The organism is Bradyrhizobium nivariense, from assembly GCF_029846695.2.
Classification (GTDB): Bacteria; Pseudomonadota; Alphaproteobacteria; order Rhizobiales; family Xanthobacteraceae; genus Bradyrhizobium.
This window is the reverse complement of record NZ_JARWCR020000013.1, coordinates 142495-159180: the sequence shown is the minus strand read 5'-3', so window position 1 is coordinate 159180 and position 16686 is coordinate 142495. Positions and strand designations below refer to the sequence as shown.

The window sequence follows — 16686 nt, the reverse complement described above, 5'->3', positions numbered from 1 at the left end:
TCAGCTGGATGACGTTATCGTTGGACACGGCATATCGCTCCTTCGGTGGAGAAGTGGAGGCGTCAAGCACCCCCACGATATGCCGCCTTCCCGATTCCCGCCGTCACCAACTTTGGGCGATAGCTCCGGCGCCCGTCCCGGCTGCCTGTACCCCGGAAAGGGCACTTGCGGGTGCGGCGCACCAGGATGCAGACTATCAGCGCTTGACGGGTGTCAATATCGACCGTTCTCGGCGCCGCCCAGTTTGCGCCCAGCATGAGGAAGATGACGCCATGCGAGAAATGGAAATCCACGATTACGCTCGGCAGTTGCTGGAAGCACATGGCCCCAAAGCCATCGCCGAAGCCGCTCAGAACGCCATCGATCTCGAGCAGAAGGGCGAGCTCGAATTGGCAAGAACCTGGCGGCATATCGAAGACGCGATGAAGCTGATGCGCGGGCCACATCAAAGCTGAGGCTGCCGGCGCGCGTGCAAAGGCTGCGTGACCGCGAGTACCGCGCCATGCCGGGCTTAAGGCTGGCGCGACGCCGACTGTGAACGTGGACCACAGTCCGTCGCAAGCCGCTCGGCCGCGGCCGAACGGAACGCGATCTCAGGATCGCTGATCTGGGAGCGAAGCCATGGTTCCAAAATGCGCGACCGCCGAAGATCTCGTGAAGGCCATCAAGGACGAGAAGGTCCAGATGATCGATCTGCGGTTCACCGACTTGCCGGGGGTTTGGCAACATTTTTCGGTCCCGCCGAGCGCAGTGAATGTCGATGCTCTCGACGAGGGTATTGGATTCGACGGCTCATCTATCCGCGGCTTCCAGGAGATCCAGGAAAGCGACATGCTCGTCGTCGCCGATCCGACCACAGCCTTCGTCGACCCCTATAGTCCCGCAAAGACGCTGGTCCTCATCTGCAACATCCGCGACCCCGTGACCGGCCAGTCCTACAGCCGGGATGCGCGCTACATCGCCCAGAAGGCCGAAACCCACCTCAACAGCACCGGGCGCGCCGATACCAGCTATTTCGGGCCGGAAGCGGAGTTCTTCGTCTTCGACGACGTGCGCTACGGTCAGGGGATCAATTACGCCTTGCATGAGATCGATTCCAGCGAAGGCAGCTGGAACACGAGCAAGGACGAAGAGCCGAATCTGGCTCACAAGCCGCGCCCGAAGGAGGGATATTTTCCCGTTCCCCCGACCGACAGCATGCAGGCGCTACGCACTGAAATGGTGCTGACGATGGAGCAGCTCGGAATCCAGATCGAAGCTCATCACCATGAGGTCGCAACTGGCGGCCAAAACGAAATCGACATGCGCTTCACCACCCTCACCCGCATGGCCGACAATTTGATGATCTACAAATACGTGGTCAAGAACACCGCGCATCAGTACGGCAAGACGGCCACCTTCATGCCGAAACCACTGTTCGAGGACAACGCGTCGGGCATGCACGTTCATCAAAGTCTGTGGAAGGGCGAGACCAACCTGTTCTACGACAAGGACGACTACGCCCAGCTGAGCGAGCTCGCCCGCTACTACATCGGCGGGCTCCTGACCCACGCGTGGGCGTTGTGCGGGCTTTGCGCCCCGACGACGAACTCCTATCGACGTCTGGTGCCGGGCTATGAGGCTCCAATCAACCTGGTCTACTCCCAGCGCAATCGCTCGGCCTGCTGCCGGATTCCAATGTATTCGCCGAACCCGCGGGCAAAGCGCGTCGAATTTCGTTCGCCCGATCCCTCCTGCAATCCCTATCTGGCTTTTGCCGCAATGCTTATGGCCGGCCTCGACGGTATCGACAAGCGGATCGACCCGGGCAGCCCGATTGACAAGAATCTCTACGACCTCCCGCCCGCCGAAGCCAAGAAGGTGAAGTCGACGCCGGGATCGCTGGACCAGGCGCTCGACGCGCTCGAGCGCGATCACGCATTCCTGCTGCGCGGCGACGTATTCACTGCCGACGTGATCGAGACCTGGATCGACTACAAGCGAAAGAAAGAGATCGACGCGATCCGGCTGCGACCGCATCCTTACGAATTTCATCTGTACTACGACATCTAGACGGGAAGTTGAAAAGGAGCGGCATTCACTGTCATTCCGGGGCGACGAAGTCGCGAGCCCGGAATGACGGGGCCTATCGCTCGATCAGTGGAATCTTTGAGGACACGTGGTGGCTCGCGATTTTCCAGTCGCCGTCCTCGCGAACGATCACCCAGGTGATCTTCACCGACAGCGGCGGACCTTCCTCGCCGAGGTCGAACGAGGCGATCGCGGCCATGTTAATGAGGTCTGGGCCGGCTTGCGCCGCCTGCATTTCGGAAAAGACCGCGCTCGACGAACGCCAGAGCGGCAGGCCATTGAAATAGTCGGCAGCGCCGTCCCTGCCCCGATAGAGCTTCGGGTTGGAGCCGAAGAAGAACGCGTTGTTCGAATAGAGCGAGGCGAGCGCGGTCGCGTCGAGCTTGGCGAAGCCGACGCACCATTTCGCGATGATCGCGGAAACGATAACATCCGCTTCGACCTGCATGTCGCCCCCTCAGCCTTTGTCAGCCCTTGGCCACTTCCTTTGCAAACGTGTCCCTCAGCCCGATCGTCCGCGAGAACACCGGCTTGGCGAGCGTCGAGTCCTTATCGCGCACGAAATAGCCCTGGCGCTCGAACTGCATCGGCTCGGTCGCGTTGCTCTCGGCAACCGACGCCTCGATCCGTGCATCGGACAATATCTCCAGCGACTGCGGATTGATGTCGGCGGCGAAGTTCGCCGCGTCAGGATTCGGATTGGAGAACAGCTGGTTGTAGATGCGGATCTCCGCCGGCCTGGAGGTGGCCGCCGGCAGCCAGTGCATGGTGGCCTTGACCTTGCGGCCGTCAGGCGCGTTGCCACCCCTGGTCGCGGGATCGTAGGTGCAGCGCAGCTCCACCACCTCGCCGTTATCGTTCTTGATCACGCCGGTGCACTTGACGAAATAGGCGTAGCGCAGCCGCACCTCGTTGCCCGGCGACAGACGGAAGAACTTTTTCGGCGGGTTCTCCATGAAGTCGTCCTGCTCGATATAGAGCTCACGGCCGAACGTAATCTTCCTTGTGCCGGCGCTGGGATCGTCGGGGTGGTTGATCGCCTCGAGCTCCTCGACCTGCCCTTCCGGATAGTTCTCGATCACGACCTTGAGCGGCCGCAGCACCCCCATGCGCCGCTGCGACGTCCGGTTCAGCTCCTCGCGGATGCAGAACTCGAGCATGCCGACGTCGACGACGCTGTTGGCTTTGGCCACGCCAATGCGCTTGACGAATTCACGAAGGGCAGCCGGCGGCACGCCGCGGCGGCGCATCGCCGCCATCGTCGGCATGCGCGGATCGTCCCAGCCCGCGACATGGCCCTCGCGCACGAGCTGGGTCAGCACGCGCTTCGACAGCAGCGTGTAGGTGAGGTTCAGCCGCGCGAATTCGTACTGGTGCGGCTTCGACGGCACCGGCAGCTTCTCGATGAACCAGTCGTAGAGCGGCCGGTGGTCCTCGAATTCCAGCGTGCAGATCGAGTGCGTGATGCCCTCGATCGCGTCCGACTGGCCGTGGGCATAGTCGTAGCTCGGATAGATGCTCCACTTGGTCCCGGTGCGCGGATGGTGCGCATGCAGGATGCGGTACAGCACGGGGTCGCGCAGATTGATGTTGCCCGCACCCATGTCGATCTTGGCCCGCAGCACGCGCGCGCCGTTGGGGAATTCACCTGATTTCATGCGGCGGAACAGGTCGAGGTTTTCATCCACGCTGCGATCGCGGAACGGCGAATTCTTGCCGGGCTCGGTCAGCGTGCCGCGCGCAAGACGAATCTCCTCCTGGGTCTGGTCGTCGACATAAGCGAGCCCGTCGCGGATCAGGTGCTCCGCCCATTCGTACAGGCGGTCGAAATAGTCCGAGGCAAAGAACAGGTTCTTGCCCCAGTCGAAGCCGAGCCAGCGCACGTCGGCCTGGATGGAATCGATGTATTCCTGTTCTTCCTTGACCGGATTGGTGTCGTCGAAGCGCAGATGGCAGCGGCCCGGAAACTCCTGGGCGATACCGAAATTGAGCGCGATCGACTTGGCGTGGCCGATATGGAGGTAGCCGTTCGGCTCCGGCGGGAACCGGGTCACGATCTCCCGGTATTTGGCCTGATCGAGGTCGGCCTGGATGATGTCACGAATGAAATCGCGCCCAACCTCAGTCGCCACCGGTTCTGTCATTACGAAAATCCTGTAGGGAAATCAGCGGCCCTTCTGCCAAATTCGGGACGCTGAGCCAAGGCCTTAAGCCGCCCGCTGCCGGGCTTTAGTTATGCAGCGGTCCTGCTATATACCACCGCCTCCAATGCATAGGCCCTGCCAAGAATGACCGATTCCGTCGTCACCCGCTTCGCTCCCTCGCCCACCGGCTTCCTCCATATCGGCGGCGCCCGCACGGCGCTGTTCAACTGGCTCTATGCGAAGAAGCACGGCGGCAAGATGCTGCTCCGGATCGAGGACACCGACCGGGAGCGCTCCACGGAGGCGGCGATCGGCGCTATCCTCGACGGCCTGAAATGGCTGGAGCTCGGCTGGGATGGCGACGTCATCTACCAGTTCAGCCGCGCCGCCCGCCACCGTGCCGTCGCCGAGCAGCTGCTCGCCGACGGCAAGGCCTATCGCTGCTACGCCACCGCCGAGGAGCTCACCGCGATGCGCGAGAAGGCGCGCGCGGAAGGGCGCACCCGCCTCTATGATGGCCTGTGGCGCGACCGCGATCCGGCGACGGCTCCAAACGACGTCAAGCCGACGATCCGGCTGCGCGCGCCGCAGACCGGCGAGACCGTGATCGAGGACCAGGTCCAGGGCCGCGTGGTCTGGCAGAACGAGAACCTCGACGACCTCGTGCTTCTGCGCGGCGATGGCAACCCAACCTACATGCTCGCGGTGGTGGTCGACGACCACGACATGGGCGTTACCCATGTCATCCGCGGCGACGACCATCTGATCAACGCGGCGCGCCAGAAGCAGATCTACGATGCGATGGGCTGGGCGCTGCCCAGCATGTCCCACATTCCCCTGATCCACGGCCCGGACGGCTCAAAGCTGTCGAAGCGCCATGGCGCGCTGGGCGTCGATGCCTACCGCGCCATGGGATACCTCCCGGCCGCGCTCCGCAACTACCTCGTCCGGCTCGGCTGGAGCCATGGCGACCAGGAAATCTTCTCGACCGAGGAGATGATTGCCGCGTTCGACCTCGCCAGCGTCGGCCGCGCCGCCGCGCGCTTTGATTTTGCCAAGCTGGAAAACCTCAACGGCCATTACATCCGCAATGCCGACGATCAATCACTCGTGAAGATGTTCGAGGACGTGCTCGACCACCTCGTGCCCAGCCGCGACGAGCTGAAGGCCAAGTTAAACGACACCACGCGCGCGCAGCTCCTGAAGGCCATGCCGGCCCTGAAGGAGCGCGCCAAGACGCTGATCGAGCTGATCGACGGGGCCTGTTTCATCTTCGCCGACCGGCCGCTGCAGCTTGATCCCAAGGCGGCAGCGCTGCTGACGCTGGAGAACCGCAAGCTGATCGGTCAGCTTCATTCCGCGCTGGAGAAAGTCGAGACGTGGAGCGGCGGCGCTACGGAAGCCGCGCTGCGCGCTTTTGCCGAGGAAAATAGTCTCAAGCTCGGCGCGGTCGCCCAGCCGCTGCGGGCGGCGCTGACCGGACGGACGACGTCGCCCGGCATATTCGAGGTTTTGGACATCCTGGGACGCCAGGAAAGCCTGGGCCGGCTTGACGACCAGGCCAAGGGTTAGGCCGAGGACCGGGCCAAGGATCGGGCCAAGGATCGGGCTACGACGTAAGTCGACCATGCGTGGCGCCATCTTGCAGCGCACACAGCAATAATATACCCATCTCACCCGTACCTTCTGGAAAATCCGGCCTGCCCCGCGATCTCGCCGGGGCCTTCCGGGTCCGGCCCGTTTCACCATACATCGGGGACCTACGATGGACGCAAAACCAAACAATAAGACCGCCACGCTGACGGTCGGAAACAAGAATTTCGATCTCCCGATCCTCAGCGGCAGCGTCGGGCCTGATGTCGTCGATATCGGCAAGCTCTACGGTCAGTCCGGCCTGTTCACCTACGACCCGGGCTTCACCTCGACCGCGAGCTGCCAGTCCAAGATCACCTATATCGACGGCGACGCCGGCGTGCTGGAATACCGCGGCTACCCGATCGAGCAGCTCGCCGAGCACGGCGACTTCCTGGAGACCTGCTACCTCCTGCTCTACGGGAGCCTGCCGACCGCCTCGCAGAAGAAGGATTTCGACGACCGCGTGATCCATCACACGATGGTGCACGAGCAGATGGCTCGATTCTTCCAGGGCTTCCGCCGCGACGCTCATCCGATGGCAATCATGGTGGCCGCCGTCGGCGCACTGGCCGCGTTCTACCACGACTCCACCGACATCAACGATCCGAAGCAGCGCATGATTGCGTCGATGCGGATGGTCGCCAAGATTCCGACGCTGGCGGCAATGGCATACAAGTACACGATCGGCCAGCCCTTCGTGTATCCGAAGAACTCACTGAAGTTCGCCGAGAACTTCCTGCACATGTGCTTCGCTGTGCCGTGCGAGGAGTACAAGATCAATCCGGTGCTGGCGGATGCGCTGGACAAGATCTTCATCCTGCACGCCGACCACGAGCAGAACGCCTCGACCTCGACGGTGCGTATCGCCGGCTCCTCCGGCGCCAACCCGTTCGCCTGCATCGCCGCCGGCATTGCCTGCCTTTGGGGCCCGGCGCATGGCGGCGCCAACGAAGCCGCGCTCGCGATGCTCGCCGAGATCGGCTCGGTCGACAATATCCCCGAGTTCATCGCCAAGGTGAAGGACAAGAACTCTGAAGTCCGCCTGATGGGCTTCGGTCACCGCGTCTACAAGAACTACGATCCGCGCGCCAAGATCATGCAGAAGATGTGTCACGCCGTGCTCAAGGAGACCGGCCATGGCGACGATCCGATGCTGAAGGTGGCGCTCGAGCTCGAGAAGATCGCGCTCAGCGACCAGTACTTCATCGACCGCAAGCTCTATCCGAACGTCGACTTCTATTCGGGCATCACGCTGAAAGCGATGGGCTTCCCGGTCTCGATGTTCACCGTGCTGTTCGCGGTCGCCCGCACCGTCGGCTGGATCAGCCAGTGGAGCGAGATGATCGAGGATCCGCAGCAGAAGATCGGCCGTCCGCGCCAGCTCTACACCGGCGTCCCCCGCCGCGACTACGTGGCGATCAAGGATCGGAAGTAAGGTCGAGCCATTACGGCTTTCGAAACGGCGCCATCTTCCGATGGCGCCGTTTTTGTTTGATGACGTTGTGGGGTGGGTCAGTCCCGCGGCTGCGCGAAGCGCAGTCCGCTCGACGAAACAACTTCGTTCGGCAAACGCGGAAGCATGGTAGGTTAGGCTTCGCCAACCCAACCCACGAACTCCCCATCTTGCTGCCGCGCACAACAACAAGTCGACTCATCGCGCCGGCAAACGCCTTGACAGCCGAAGCGCTCCGCGCGCAAATTCTTACACTAAGTAAGAATGACGACAGGGATGGAAATGCCGGAGCAGCCGAGAAGTCGGCGGCAGACGCGTGCTGCCATTTTGACTCATCTGCTTCAGTCGGGCGGCTCGTTTCGCCCGCCGCTGGCCAAGGCCGTACGCCTGTCGGAAGCGAGCCTGTCGCGTATCCTGTTTGATTTGAAGGCCGAAGGCCTGATCGAGGAAATGCGGCGCCCTGCCCCCTATGTCGGCGGCCCGACGGGCCTCGTGTCGCTCGACGGCTCGGTGGCGCTCGCGGCCTTCGAGCTGACCACCCAGCGCCTCAGCGTCGGCGTTGGGGGCCTGTCCGGTGAGCTGCACTACACCGGGCATGTACCGCTACCGAAGACGCCGACCGTTGCGACCGTCGGCCGGGTGTTTCACGAGGCGCTGACATTGCTGCGCGACTGGACGCGGCGCCGCCGCATCCCCCTCGCGCAGATCGGCATCTCCATTCCGGGCCTCGGCCGGTTGGGCGCATCAAGCAATCCGATCATTCCCTGCGACGTCGGGCGTATCAGCGAGATGCTCGGCGGCATGTTTGCCGGCGTGCCGGTCGAGTTCACCAATTCGGTCGTCGCGCACGCCATCTTTCACCGCTGCCGCGCGGAGAATTATCCATTCAGCAGCGCGCATCTCTTCGTCTTCGTCGGCCAGGGCGTCGCGGGCGCTTGGATGGATGATCCGATCGAGGACGATGCCCTCCAGCCGGTCGAGCTCGGCCACATGGTGTTCGGAGCCGACGGACCAATTTGCCGCTGTGGTCATCATGGCTGCGTCGAGGCCTATACGTCGCTTCCCGCCTTGGCCGAGCTTCTCGGCGTTGCGGAAGCCGAGTTGCTTCAGCTCGGCAGCGAATGGGTGACCGCGATGCCACTCACGTCGCGCGTGCGGCAGGAATTGCGCCGGCGGCTGTTCCGGCTTGGCCTTGCGATCGGCAACACGCTGAACGTGAAGCCGTGCAAGGGCGTCGCGATCAGCGGCTGGCCGTCGCTTCTCGCCGATGACGATCGCAACGCCCTCGTCGAGGGGATCGACGCCTGCCTGTTGGGCGGTCGCAAGCATGCGCAAGTGTCGCTCGCTTTCGTGCCGCCGTCGAATGGCAATGATCCGCGGGCCGCGTTGGCATTCGCGGCTTTCTGCCTCGCTTGCCGCGGCGGCATGCCGGCCGCATCGACGGAGGCCGCCTGAGATACCTGACGCCGCGCGGCTCTCGCGCGAAAGAGTTCACACCGGGAGGAACTTGCCATGCCGATCACCACAACAAGGCGCCGTCTGCTCGCTGGATCTGCGGCCGCGCTCGCACTGCCGGCATTTGCCCGCGCGCAAGGTGCAGTCAAGCCGCGCCTGACCGCGATCTCGCAATGGTCTGCGGGCAGCGACGGGGCGGCGATCACGGCGCTTGGCAAGAAATTCGAGGAGAAAGGCGGGGTCTGGCAGCACTCGCCCGTCCCCGGGTTCACCACAGAGATGATGAACAAGCTGCGCGCTCAGATTATCGCCGGAGATCCGCCGGCCTGTTCGCAGCTCAAGGGCCCCGAGATTGCGGCGTGGTCGAAGATTGCCCCGACCGTCGATCTCGACGCCGTTGTCGCTGCCGCCGGCTACGAAAAGGTCGTCGCGCCGGACCTTGCAAAATTGCACAAGCCGGAGGGCAGGTGGATTGCGCTGCCGTTGCAGATCTACAGCACCAACATGCTGTTTCTCTCCAAGCGCGCGATGGATAAAGCCAAGGCCGACAAGGTCCCCGTCACCTGGGCTGATTTCAACGATCTTGCTGAGAAGATGAAAGCCGGCGGAGTCACCTTTCCCGTCGCCAACGGTGGTACCCGCGCCGACGATGGGCAAAAATTCGAGGCCTCGCTCGCCGGCATCAGCCCCATCGCATATCGCGCGGCCATCATGAACCTCGACAAGAAGGCCCTGGAGGGTCCCGAGATCAAGGCTGCCTTCGAACAGATGCGCAAGATCACCAACTGGATGGACCCCAATGTCGGCGCCCAACCCTACGCCACCAATTTGAAGCGCTTCGTCGACGGCGACATGGGCATGATGATCATGGGCGGGTGGGCGCAGGGCGTCCTGCGCAACGCCGGTTTCAAGTTCGACGACTTCGTCATCGCGCCAGGCCCCAGCGACAATGGCAAGCCGGTGTTCCTGCTGAATGCCGATGCCTTCATCTTCTGGCAGCGCAAGGAGCCCGATCTGCAGGCCGGTCAGGCGTTGATGGCCCAGCTCGTCATGGATCCGGCGATCCAGACCATGTATTCACAGATCACGGGATCGATACCCGTGCGCACCGATGTCGATCTGTCCGGTGAAGGCTGGTCGGATGGCCAACGGCGAACCGCAGCCGCACTCAAGGACGCTGTCGCCAACAATCAGGCCGTCCTCAGCCTCGCGCACAACATGGCGCAGGAAAACGGCCTGACCGCAGCGATGATCGACGTGTTCACCGAATACGCAAAGAACAAGACGATTACGCCGGATCAGGCGGTCACCCGCCTCGCCGAGGCCGTCGAGGGTTCGCGTTGACCGACGTCGCGTCCACAGCAACGCGGCCCGGCCGGCCGGCGATATCAGGCGTGGTCGGCCGGCTGCCAGAGTATCTGATGATCTGGGTGCCGCTGCTATTGTCCGCCGCGCATCTCATCTCGTTTTCGCTGTGGACGATCTGGATTTCGTTCACGCCATCCACGCTGGTTCCGGTCTCGGGCTGGGTGGGTTTGCGCAATTACAATGCGGTGATGGCGTCGCGGAACTGGCATATCGCCTTCGACAATTTGCTGCTGTTCGGCACCGCTTTCGTGCTGCTGAGTTTGATCACCGGTCTCGCGCTCGCGATCCTGCTCGATCAGCGCATTCGCGGCGAGAACGTGCTGCGTACCATCTTCCTGTACCCCCTGGCGGTGTCGTTCGTCGTCACCGGCACGGTCTGGAGCTGGCTGCTCAATCCCGGTATCGGGATCCAGAAGCTCGTCCATGACCTCGGCTGGACCTCTTTCCGGTTCGACTGGCTGGTCGACCGCGACATGGCGATCTGGACCATCGTCATCGCTGCGATCTGGCAATCGTCGGGCTTCGCCATGGCGCTGTTCCTGGCCGGCCTTCGCTCCGTCGACGCCGACATCATCAAGGCTGCACAGATCGACGGCGCCGGACCCGTCCGGATTTACCGGCGGGTTATCTTGCCGACGCTGTGGCCGATCACCATCACCGTCGTCGTGATCCAGCTGCAGTTCGCGATTTCGGCCTTCGACCTCGTCCGCGCGCTCACCAACGGCGGGCCCGGAATCGCGACCCAGCTGCCGGCACTTGTCGTCTACGACCTCATGTTCCAGCGCGGCCAGCTCGGCCGGGGTGCGGCGGCAGCGGTGCTCATGCTGCTCATTCTGCTCGCGGTGCTGCTGCCCTATGCAGCGTGGCGGTATGTCCAGCGGCGGCGGGCAACCCATGCGTGACAGCACCTTCGCGCCGAGCCGAATCCTGATCTATCTCGTCGTGTCGTTGTTCGCGGCAGCTTATCTCGCGCCAATGGTTGTTGTCGTTCTGAACTCGCTCCGCACCAACGAGGAGATCGCGCAGGCCTCGATGATCGGCTGGCCGAAACAATGGGCCTGGGGCAACTACGCCACGGCCTGGAGCGGCTTCTGTGTCGCCGAGACCTGCGCCGGCATCCGGCCGTACATGCTGAACTCCGCGCTCGTCACGATTCCCGCGACGATCTTCTCCACCCTGCTCGGTGCTGTCGCCGGTTACGCCGTGTCGCTCTGGCGTTTTCGCGGCGACAGCTGGATCTACGGCATCGTGACCCTTGGCCTCTTCCTTCCCCAGCAGATGCGCTTGCTGCCCTGGACTATCGTGCTGCGGGACATCGGTCTCATCAACACGCTGACGGGTCTCGTGCTGATTCACACGATCCAGGGGCTCTCCTTCACCACGCTGTTCTGCCGGAACTACTACGTCGCCATTCCACACGAACTGATCAGGGCGGCGCGCATCGATGGCGCCGGGTTCTTCCGTATTTTCTGGCGCATCATACTGCCGCTCTCGTCTCCGATTCTGATCGTCACCGTGATCTGGCAGTTCACGCACATCTGGAACGAGTTCCTCTATGGCGTGACATTTACGACCGGCCAACAGCAGCCCGTCACGGCCGCTCTCATTGCGCTATCTGCCGCGATCGCAGATATCCCGCAGCATGGCGTGCAGAGCGCGGCGGTGATCATCGCAGCGCTGCCCACTTTGTTGATCTATCTCCTCGGCGGCAGGTATTTCGTACGCGGCCTCACTGCCGGGGCTGTGAAATGATGGGGTCGTCATGGCAGCACTAAGCATTCGCTCCCTGTCCAAGCGCTACGCCAATCTGGAGGTGCTGAAGGGCATCGATCTCGACATCGAGAGCGGTGAATTCACCGTGCTGGTCGGCCCATCCGGCTGCGGCAAGTCCACGCTGCTCAACATCGTCGCCGGGCTCGACCGCCCGAGCGCAGGCACCGTGGAAATCGGCGGACGTGTCGTCAACGACATCCCACCGAAGGACCGCGACATCGCCATGGTGTTCCAGTCCTACGCGCTCTATCCGTCGATGACGGTGCGCCAGAACATCACCTTCGGCATGGAATGCCGACGCGTAGCCAAGGCGGAGCAGGAGAAGGCGCTGGCAAACGTGGCCCGGCTGCTCCAGATCGAGCCGCTGCTCGGCCGCAAGCCGTCGCAATTGTCCGGCGGCCAGCGCCAGCGCGTGGCGATGGGCCGGGCGCTGGTGCGCGATCCCCTGCTCTTCCTGTTCGACGAGCCGCTCTCCAATCTCGACGCCAAGCTGCGCGTCGAGATGCGGATGGAGATCAAGCGGCTGCACCAGCGCATCGGTGCCACCATCGTCTATGTCACCCACGACCAGATCGAGGCGATGACAATGGCGACGCGCATCGCCGTGATGCATCGCGGCGTGGTGCAGCAGTTTGCCGACCCTGACACCGTGTATCGCTATCCCGCCAACCTGTTCGTGGCCCGCTTCATGGGCTCGCCGCCGATGAACACGATGCCGGCACGGCTCGAGGCCGATGCCGGCGGGTCCGTGGTCGTGATCGGTGCGGGGCGGCCGGACGAGGTTCGTGTCCGCCTGCAAGGATACGACGCCGCGGCGCCCTTTGTCGGCCGCGAGGTGGTGTTCGGGATCAGGCCCGAATGCATCGCCGAGGGCAGCCGCGTGTTTGCCGGCGATGCGCCCATCGTCGTCAGCGCGCCCGTGGAGATGATCGAGCCGACCGGGGCCGAAACCATCGTGCTGCTGCGGCTTGGCGGCGAGACTGCGCTGGCGCGCATCACGCCGGATATCCGCCCCACGCCGGGCATCCCCGCGCCCTTCGCGCTCGACACGCGCCGCATCTGCCTATTCGACCCCGAGACGGAGCGACTGATCGCATGACAAAGACGAGCTATGCCGGTCTTAGGGATCGCGTGGTGTTGATTACCGGTGGCGCCAGCGGCATCGGTGCCGCCTTCGTGCGGGCGTTCGCAGCCCAGGGGGCTCGCGTCGCGCTGCTGGATCTCGATGAGGCAGCCGGCCGGGCGCTGGTCGCGGAGGTGAAGGCCGCGTCCGGGACCGCACCATTGTTCGTGCCGTGCGATCTGCTCGACATCGACGCCTTGCGCGGCGCCATGGCACAGGTTCACCGATCGCTTGGCGATGCCGCGGTCCTCGTCAACAACGCCGCGAATGATCAGCGTCAGGTGCTGGCCGAGGTGACGCCCACCGAGTTCGACTGGATGATCGGCGTCAATCTCAAGCACGTCTTCTTTGCCGCGCAAGCGGTGGTGCCGCAGATGCAGGCACGCGGCGGCGGTTCGATCATCAACATGTCGTCGATTGCCTGGATGCGCGGCGCGCCGGGGCTGCCGGTCTACGCCGCGGCAAAGGCCGCGATCGTCGGCTTCACCAACTCCCTGGCCCGGCTGGTCGGTCCCGACCGCATCCGCGTCAACGCGATAGCGCCGGGGATGGTGATCACCGAGCGTCAGCGCCGGATGTGGTATCCGGATGAGCAGGCGATCGCCGAGCTGCGCACGCGCCAGGCCATTCCCGATGCGGTGACGCCCGACGACATCGCGAACATGGCGCTGTTCCTGGCATCCGACGAGAGCCAGCGCGTCACGCGCCAGTGTTTTCAGGTCGACGCTGGCCTCGGCTAGAGCGTGATTCGGAAAAGTGTGCAGCGGTTTTCCGAAAAGATCATGCTCAAAACTAAGGCGCCCGCCTGCTCTTGCGCATCGTCGCCAGCAGGATGTCGGCTGCGAGCACGCTCGGCGACTTGTTGCCGGTCGACATGATCGTATCGATCTGGGCGAACGCTTCCACCTGCTGTCGGCGCAGCGGTGAATCCGTCAGAAGCTCCGACAGCGCGGGCGCCAGCTTCTCCGGCGTGCACTCCTCCTGCAAGAACTCCGGAATGACGTCCTTGCCGATCACGAGATTGGCAAGGATCACCGAGGAGACGCGGATCGCGCGGCGCAGGATGAAGGCTTCGATCGCGCCGACGCGATAGGCCGTCACCATCGGAATGCCTGACAATGCGAGCTCCAGCGTCACCGTGCCGGATTTTGCCAGTGCCGCGCGCGCGATGCGGAAGGCGGCGCGCTTCTCGTTTTCACCGATCACGATTTGAGGCTTGACCGGCCAGTTCGCGATGCCTTCGCGGATGGTGGCTTCGAGATGCTGCATGGTCGGCAGCATCAGTTCGAACGCGCGGCCTTCCGCCTGCAACCGGCCGAGCGTTGCGCCAAACACGTCGAGATGGTGCCTGATCTCGCTGCGGCGGCTGCCGGGCAGCACCAGCAAAACCGGCGGCTCGCGGTCGCGGCGCTTCTGCTCCTCCGCGTTCGGCCGCAGCGAGGGCAGTTGCTCGATCAGGGGATGGCCGACATAGCTGCATGGCGGCCCGCCGAGCTTGCGATATTCCTCCGGCTCGAACGGCAACAGGCCGAGCACATGATCGACGTAGCCGAGCATGGTCCGCGCCCGTCCCGGCCGCCAAGCCCAGAGCTGGGGCGAGACATAGTCGACGATAGGGATCGCCGGATTGCGCGCCCGCACGCGGCGGGCGACACGGTGGGTGAAGTCGGGGCTGTCGATGATGACGAGCGCGTCCGGCGCGGCCTCGGTCACGGCCTCTGCGGTCTCGCGGATCAGCCGCAGGATCTTCGGCAATTGCTGCACCACCGCGGCGAAACCCACGATCGAGAGCTCCTCGATCGGAAACAGCGTCTCGAGACCCTGGCGCGCCATGGTGTGGCCGCCGACGCCCACGAACTGCACGCCGTCGCCGAGCCGCTGCCGCAGCACCTTCATCAAGGCGCTGCCGAGCCGGTCGCCGGATTCCTCCGTCGCGATCAGGAAGATCTTGCGCTTGGGATCGCGGCCTTGCATCACGCCGGCAGGCCGATGACGAAGAGGTATTTTGCGTCCGCGAGCGCAATCATCGCCTGCGGCTCGGCCGCGATGGTGTTGCCAGCGACGACGGCGATGCCTGCTAGCCCTGCGGCGGCGACGCCCTCGAGGGTGCGCGGGCCGATCGTCGGCAGGTCGAAGCGCAAATCCTGCCCGCTCTTTGGTACCTTCACCAGTACGCCCCGCCCGGTGGCGGCGCGGATGCGGCCCTCCTCGCGCAGGCGCGCCACGCGCGCGAGCAGCGCATCGGTGCCCTCGATATCCTCGACCGCCACCACATGGCCGTCGATCACGACCGCAGCCTGGCCGATGTCGAATGGACCGAGCGCGGTCAGCACCGCGCGTCCGCGCTCGATGTCGGTCTTGCCGGTGTCGCTCGGCCAGGCGCGGCTGATGCAGCCCTCGGGCATCAGCAGGTCGGGCGCAACATCCTTGATGCCGACCATGCGAAAGCCGCCATGCTCGAGAATGCGCCCGACGCCGGACAACAAATGATCGTCGCCGCCGCGGAAGGCGCGGATGACATTGCCGAGCAGCCGGAGCGTCGTGAAGTCGACCCGGACCTCCGAGAGCGAGGGGCGTACCAGCGTGCCGATGAAGATCAGGTCACGGCAACCCTCCTCGCGAAACAGCCGCATGGCGCGGCCGAGCTGGCCGACCGAGATCCAGCGATGGCGGAATTTCTCCACCCGCGCCGGATCGCAGGCCCCCCGAAGGGGAAACAACACCGGTGTGATGCCGCGCGCAGCGAGCGAGTCGGCAACCGCGAACGGCATGGCGCCGCCGCCTGCGACCACGCCGACCGGTGATGAAATCTCCGAAGCCGCCGATGTCATGCCCGCGGCCATCCCATCATCACTTCGCGATGGCGGGAAGACAGAGCGGGCGCCTGCCCTTGCCGATGAAGTCGAGGATTTCGGCGATCGCCGGATCTTCGCCGGCGAGCGGCCGCGCCGCCTCCAGCCGTTCGGCAAAGGTGCCGGGACCGTGGAAGAGCTTCTGGTAGAACGCGCGCACGGTCGCAAGCCGCTGCTTGGTGAACTTGCGCCGCTTCATGCCGATCAGGTTGAGGCTCTCCAGCACCGCGTACTGGCCGTTGACCAGCCCGTACGGGATGACGTCGTCACGCACGCCGCAGACACCGCCAACCATGACGTACGGGCCGATGCGCGTGAACTGATGCACGGCTGACAGCCCACCGATATAGACGGCGTCACCGATCTCGCAGTGACCGCCAAGCGTCGCCGAGGTCGCAAAGATCACGTTGTTGCCGACCATGCAGTCATGGCCGACATGGCTGTTGTTCATGAAGTAACCGTCGTTGCCGACGCGCGTCCGGCCACCACCCTTGATGGTGCCGACATTCATGGTCGCACCTTCGCGGATGGTGCAGCCGGAGCCGATCTCAAGCGTCGTGGGCTCGCCCTTGTAGCTGAGATCCTGAGGCGCACCGCCCAGCACCACAAACGGCGAGATCACGCAGCCATCACCGACCGAGGTATGCCCGATGATTGTGACCTGCCCAATCAGCTTGCAGTTCGCGCCGATCACGACATTGGCGCCGATGATGCAATAGGGCCCGATCTCGGTGGCCTCGCCGATCACGGCGCCGTCCTCGACCCGTGCGGTGGGATCAATCTTACTCATCAAGCAATCTGACTCATCAAGAA

Annotated in this window: 15 protein-coding genes; 10 read left to right on the top strand and 5 right to left on the bottom strand. The window is 63.9% G+C overall.

The window, feature by feature from the left end:
- The first annotated feature begins 272 nt into the window (after nucleotides 1–272).
- A complete protein-coding gene (locus QCM77_RS13735; RefSeq protein WP_247389149.1) occupies nucleotides 273–455 on the top strand; it encodes a hypothetical protein in 183 nt (60 codons plus the stop codon).
- Between the two features lie 166 nt (nucleotides 456–621).
- A complete protein-coding gene (glnA, locus tag QCM77_RS13730) occupies nucleotides 622–2052 on the top strand; it encodes a type I glutamate--ammonia ligase (RefSeq protein WP_279664236.1) in 1431 nt (476 codons plus the stop codon).
- A gap of 73 nt (nucleotides 2053–2125) precedes the next feature.
- Here the strand turns inward: glnA and QCM77_RS13725 are convergent, their stop codons facing one another.
- On the bottom strand, nucleotides 2126–2518 hold the full coding sequence (locus QCM77_RS13725) for a YybH family protein (RefSeq protein WP_279683931.1): 393 nt from the start codon (nucleotides 2516–2518) through the stop codon (nucleotides 2126–2128).
- A gap of 19 nt (nucleotides 2519–2537) precedes the next feature.
- Nucleotides 2538–4214, bottom strand: coding sequence for a glutamine--tRNA ligase/YqeY domain fusion protein (locus tag QCM77_RS13720; RefSeq protein WP_279683930.1), 1677 nt, complete (start codon nucleotides 4212–4214; stop codon nucleotides 2538–2540).
- A gap of 144 nt (nucleotides 4215–4358) precedes the next feature.
- On the opposite strand from QCM77_RS13720, the gene gltX reads away from it, so the two are divergent.
- The 8 genes from gltX to QCM77_RS13680 all read left to right on the top strand — a co-directional run bounded on the left by gltX (nucleotide 4359) and on the right by QCM77_RS13680 (nucleotide 13761).
- The gene (gltX, locus tag QCM77_RS13715; protein WP_279683929.1) at nucleotides 4359–5786 is read left to right on the top strand and encodes a glutamate--tRNA ligase; all 1428 of its coding nucleotides are present in this window, start codon (nucleotides 4359–4361) and stop codon (nucleotides 5784–5786) included.
- A 193-nt stretch (nucleotides 5787–5979) separates the two neighbouring features.
- Nucleotides 5980–7284: a citrate synthase gene (gene gltA, locus QCM77_RS13710; RefSeq protein WP_279683928.1), complete on the top strand. Its 1305-nt coding sequence runs from the start codon at nucleotides 5980–5982 to the stop codon at nucleotides 7282–7284.
- Between the two features lie 294 nt (nucleotides 7285–7578).
- Nucleotides 7579–8757 carry an ROK family transcriptional regulator gene (locus QCM77_RS13705; RefSeq protein ID WP_279683934.1) on the top strand — a complete coding sequence of 393 codons (1179 nt, stop codon included), beginning with the start codon at nucleotides 7579–7581 and terminating at the stop codon, nucleotides 8755–8757.
- Nucleotides 8758–8814: 57 nt separating this feature from the next.
- Nucleotides 8815–10101 (top strand): ABC transporter substrate-binding protein, encoded by a 1287-nt coding sequence (locus QCM77_RS13700; protein WP_279683921.1) that lies wholly within the window; start codon nucleotides 8815–8817, stop codon nucleotides 10099–10101.
- Entirely contained in the window at nucleotides 10098–11027 is a 930-nt protein-coding gene (locus QCM77_RS13695) for a carbohydrate ABC transporter permease (RefSeq protein WP_462804317.1), read from the top strand. The genes QCM77_RS13700 and QCM77_RS13695 overlap by 4 nt, the downstream gene beginning before the upstream one ends.
- Nucleotides 11020–11877: a carbohydrate ABC transporter permease gene (locus tag QCM77_RS13690; RefSeq protein WP_279683920.1), complete on the top strand. Its 858-nt coding sequence runs from the start codon at nucleotides 11020–11022 to the stop codon at nucleotides 11875–11877. The genes QCM77_RS13695 and QCM77_RS13690 overlap by 8 nt, the downstream gene beginning before the upstream one ends.
- 10 nt (nucleotides 11878–11887) lie before the next feature.
- Entirely contained in the window at nucleotides 11888–12997 is a 1110-nt protein-coding gene (locus QCM77_RS13685) for an ABC transporter ATP-binding protein (RefSeq protein ID WP_279683918.1), read from the top strand.
- Nucleotides 12994–13761 carry an SDR family NAD(P)-dependent oxidoreductase gene (locus QCM77_RS13680; RefSeq protein WP_279683917.1) on the top strand — a complete coding sequence of 256 codons (768 nt, stop codon included), beginning with the start codon at nucleotides 12994–12996 and terminating at the stop codon, nucleotides 13759–13761. The genes QCM77_RS13685 and QCM77_RS13680 overlap by 4 nt, the downstream gene beginning before the upstream one ends.
- A gap of 52 nt (nucleotides 13762–13813) precedes the next feature.
- Here the strand turns inward: QCM77_RS13680 and lpxB are convergent, their stop codons facing one another.
- From lpxB to lpxA, 3 genes are read right to left on the bottom strand one after another with little or no spacing between them, the layout of a single operon-like run.
- Nucleotides 13814–14998 carry a lipid-A-disaccharide synthase gene (gene lpxB / locus QCM77_RS13675; RefSeq protein ID WP_279683915.1) on the bottom strand — a complete coding sequence of 395 codons (1185 nt, stop codon included), beginning with the start codon at nucleotides 14996–14998 and terminating at the stop codon, nucleotides 13814–13816.
- On the bottom strand, nucleotides 14995–15852 hold the full coding sequence (locus tag QCM77_RS13670; RefSeq protein ID WP_279683913.1) for an LpxI family protein: 858 nt from the start codon (nucleotides 15850–15852) through the stop codon (nucleotides 14995–14997). Before QCM77_RS13670 ends, lpxB begins: the two co-directional genes overlap by 4 nt.
- Before the next feature lie 19 nt (nucleotides 15853–15871).
- Nucleotides 15872–16663, bottom strand: coding sequence for an acyl-ACP--UDP-N-acetylglucosamine O-acyltransferase (gene lpxA / locus QCM77_RS13665; RefSeq protein ID WP_279683911.1), 792 nt, complete (start codon nucleotides 16661–16663; stop codon nucleotides 15872–15874).
- Between the last annotated feature and the right edge of the window lie 23 nt (nucleotides 16664–16686).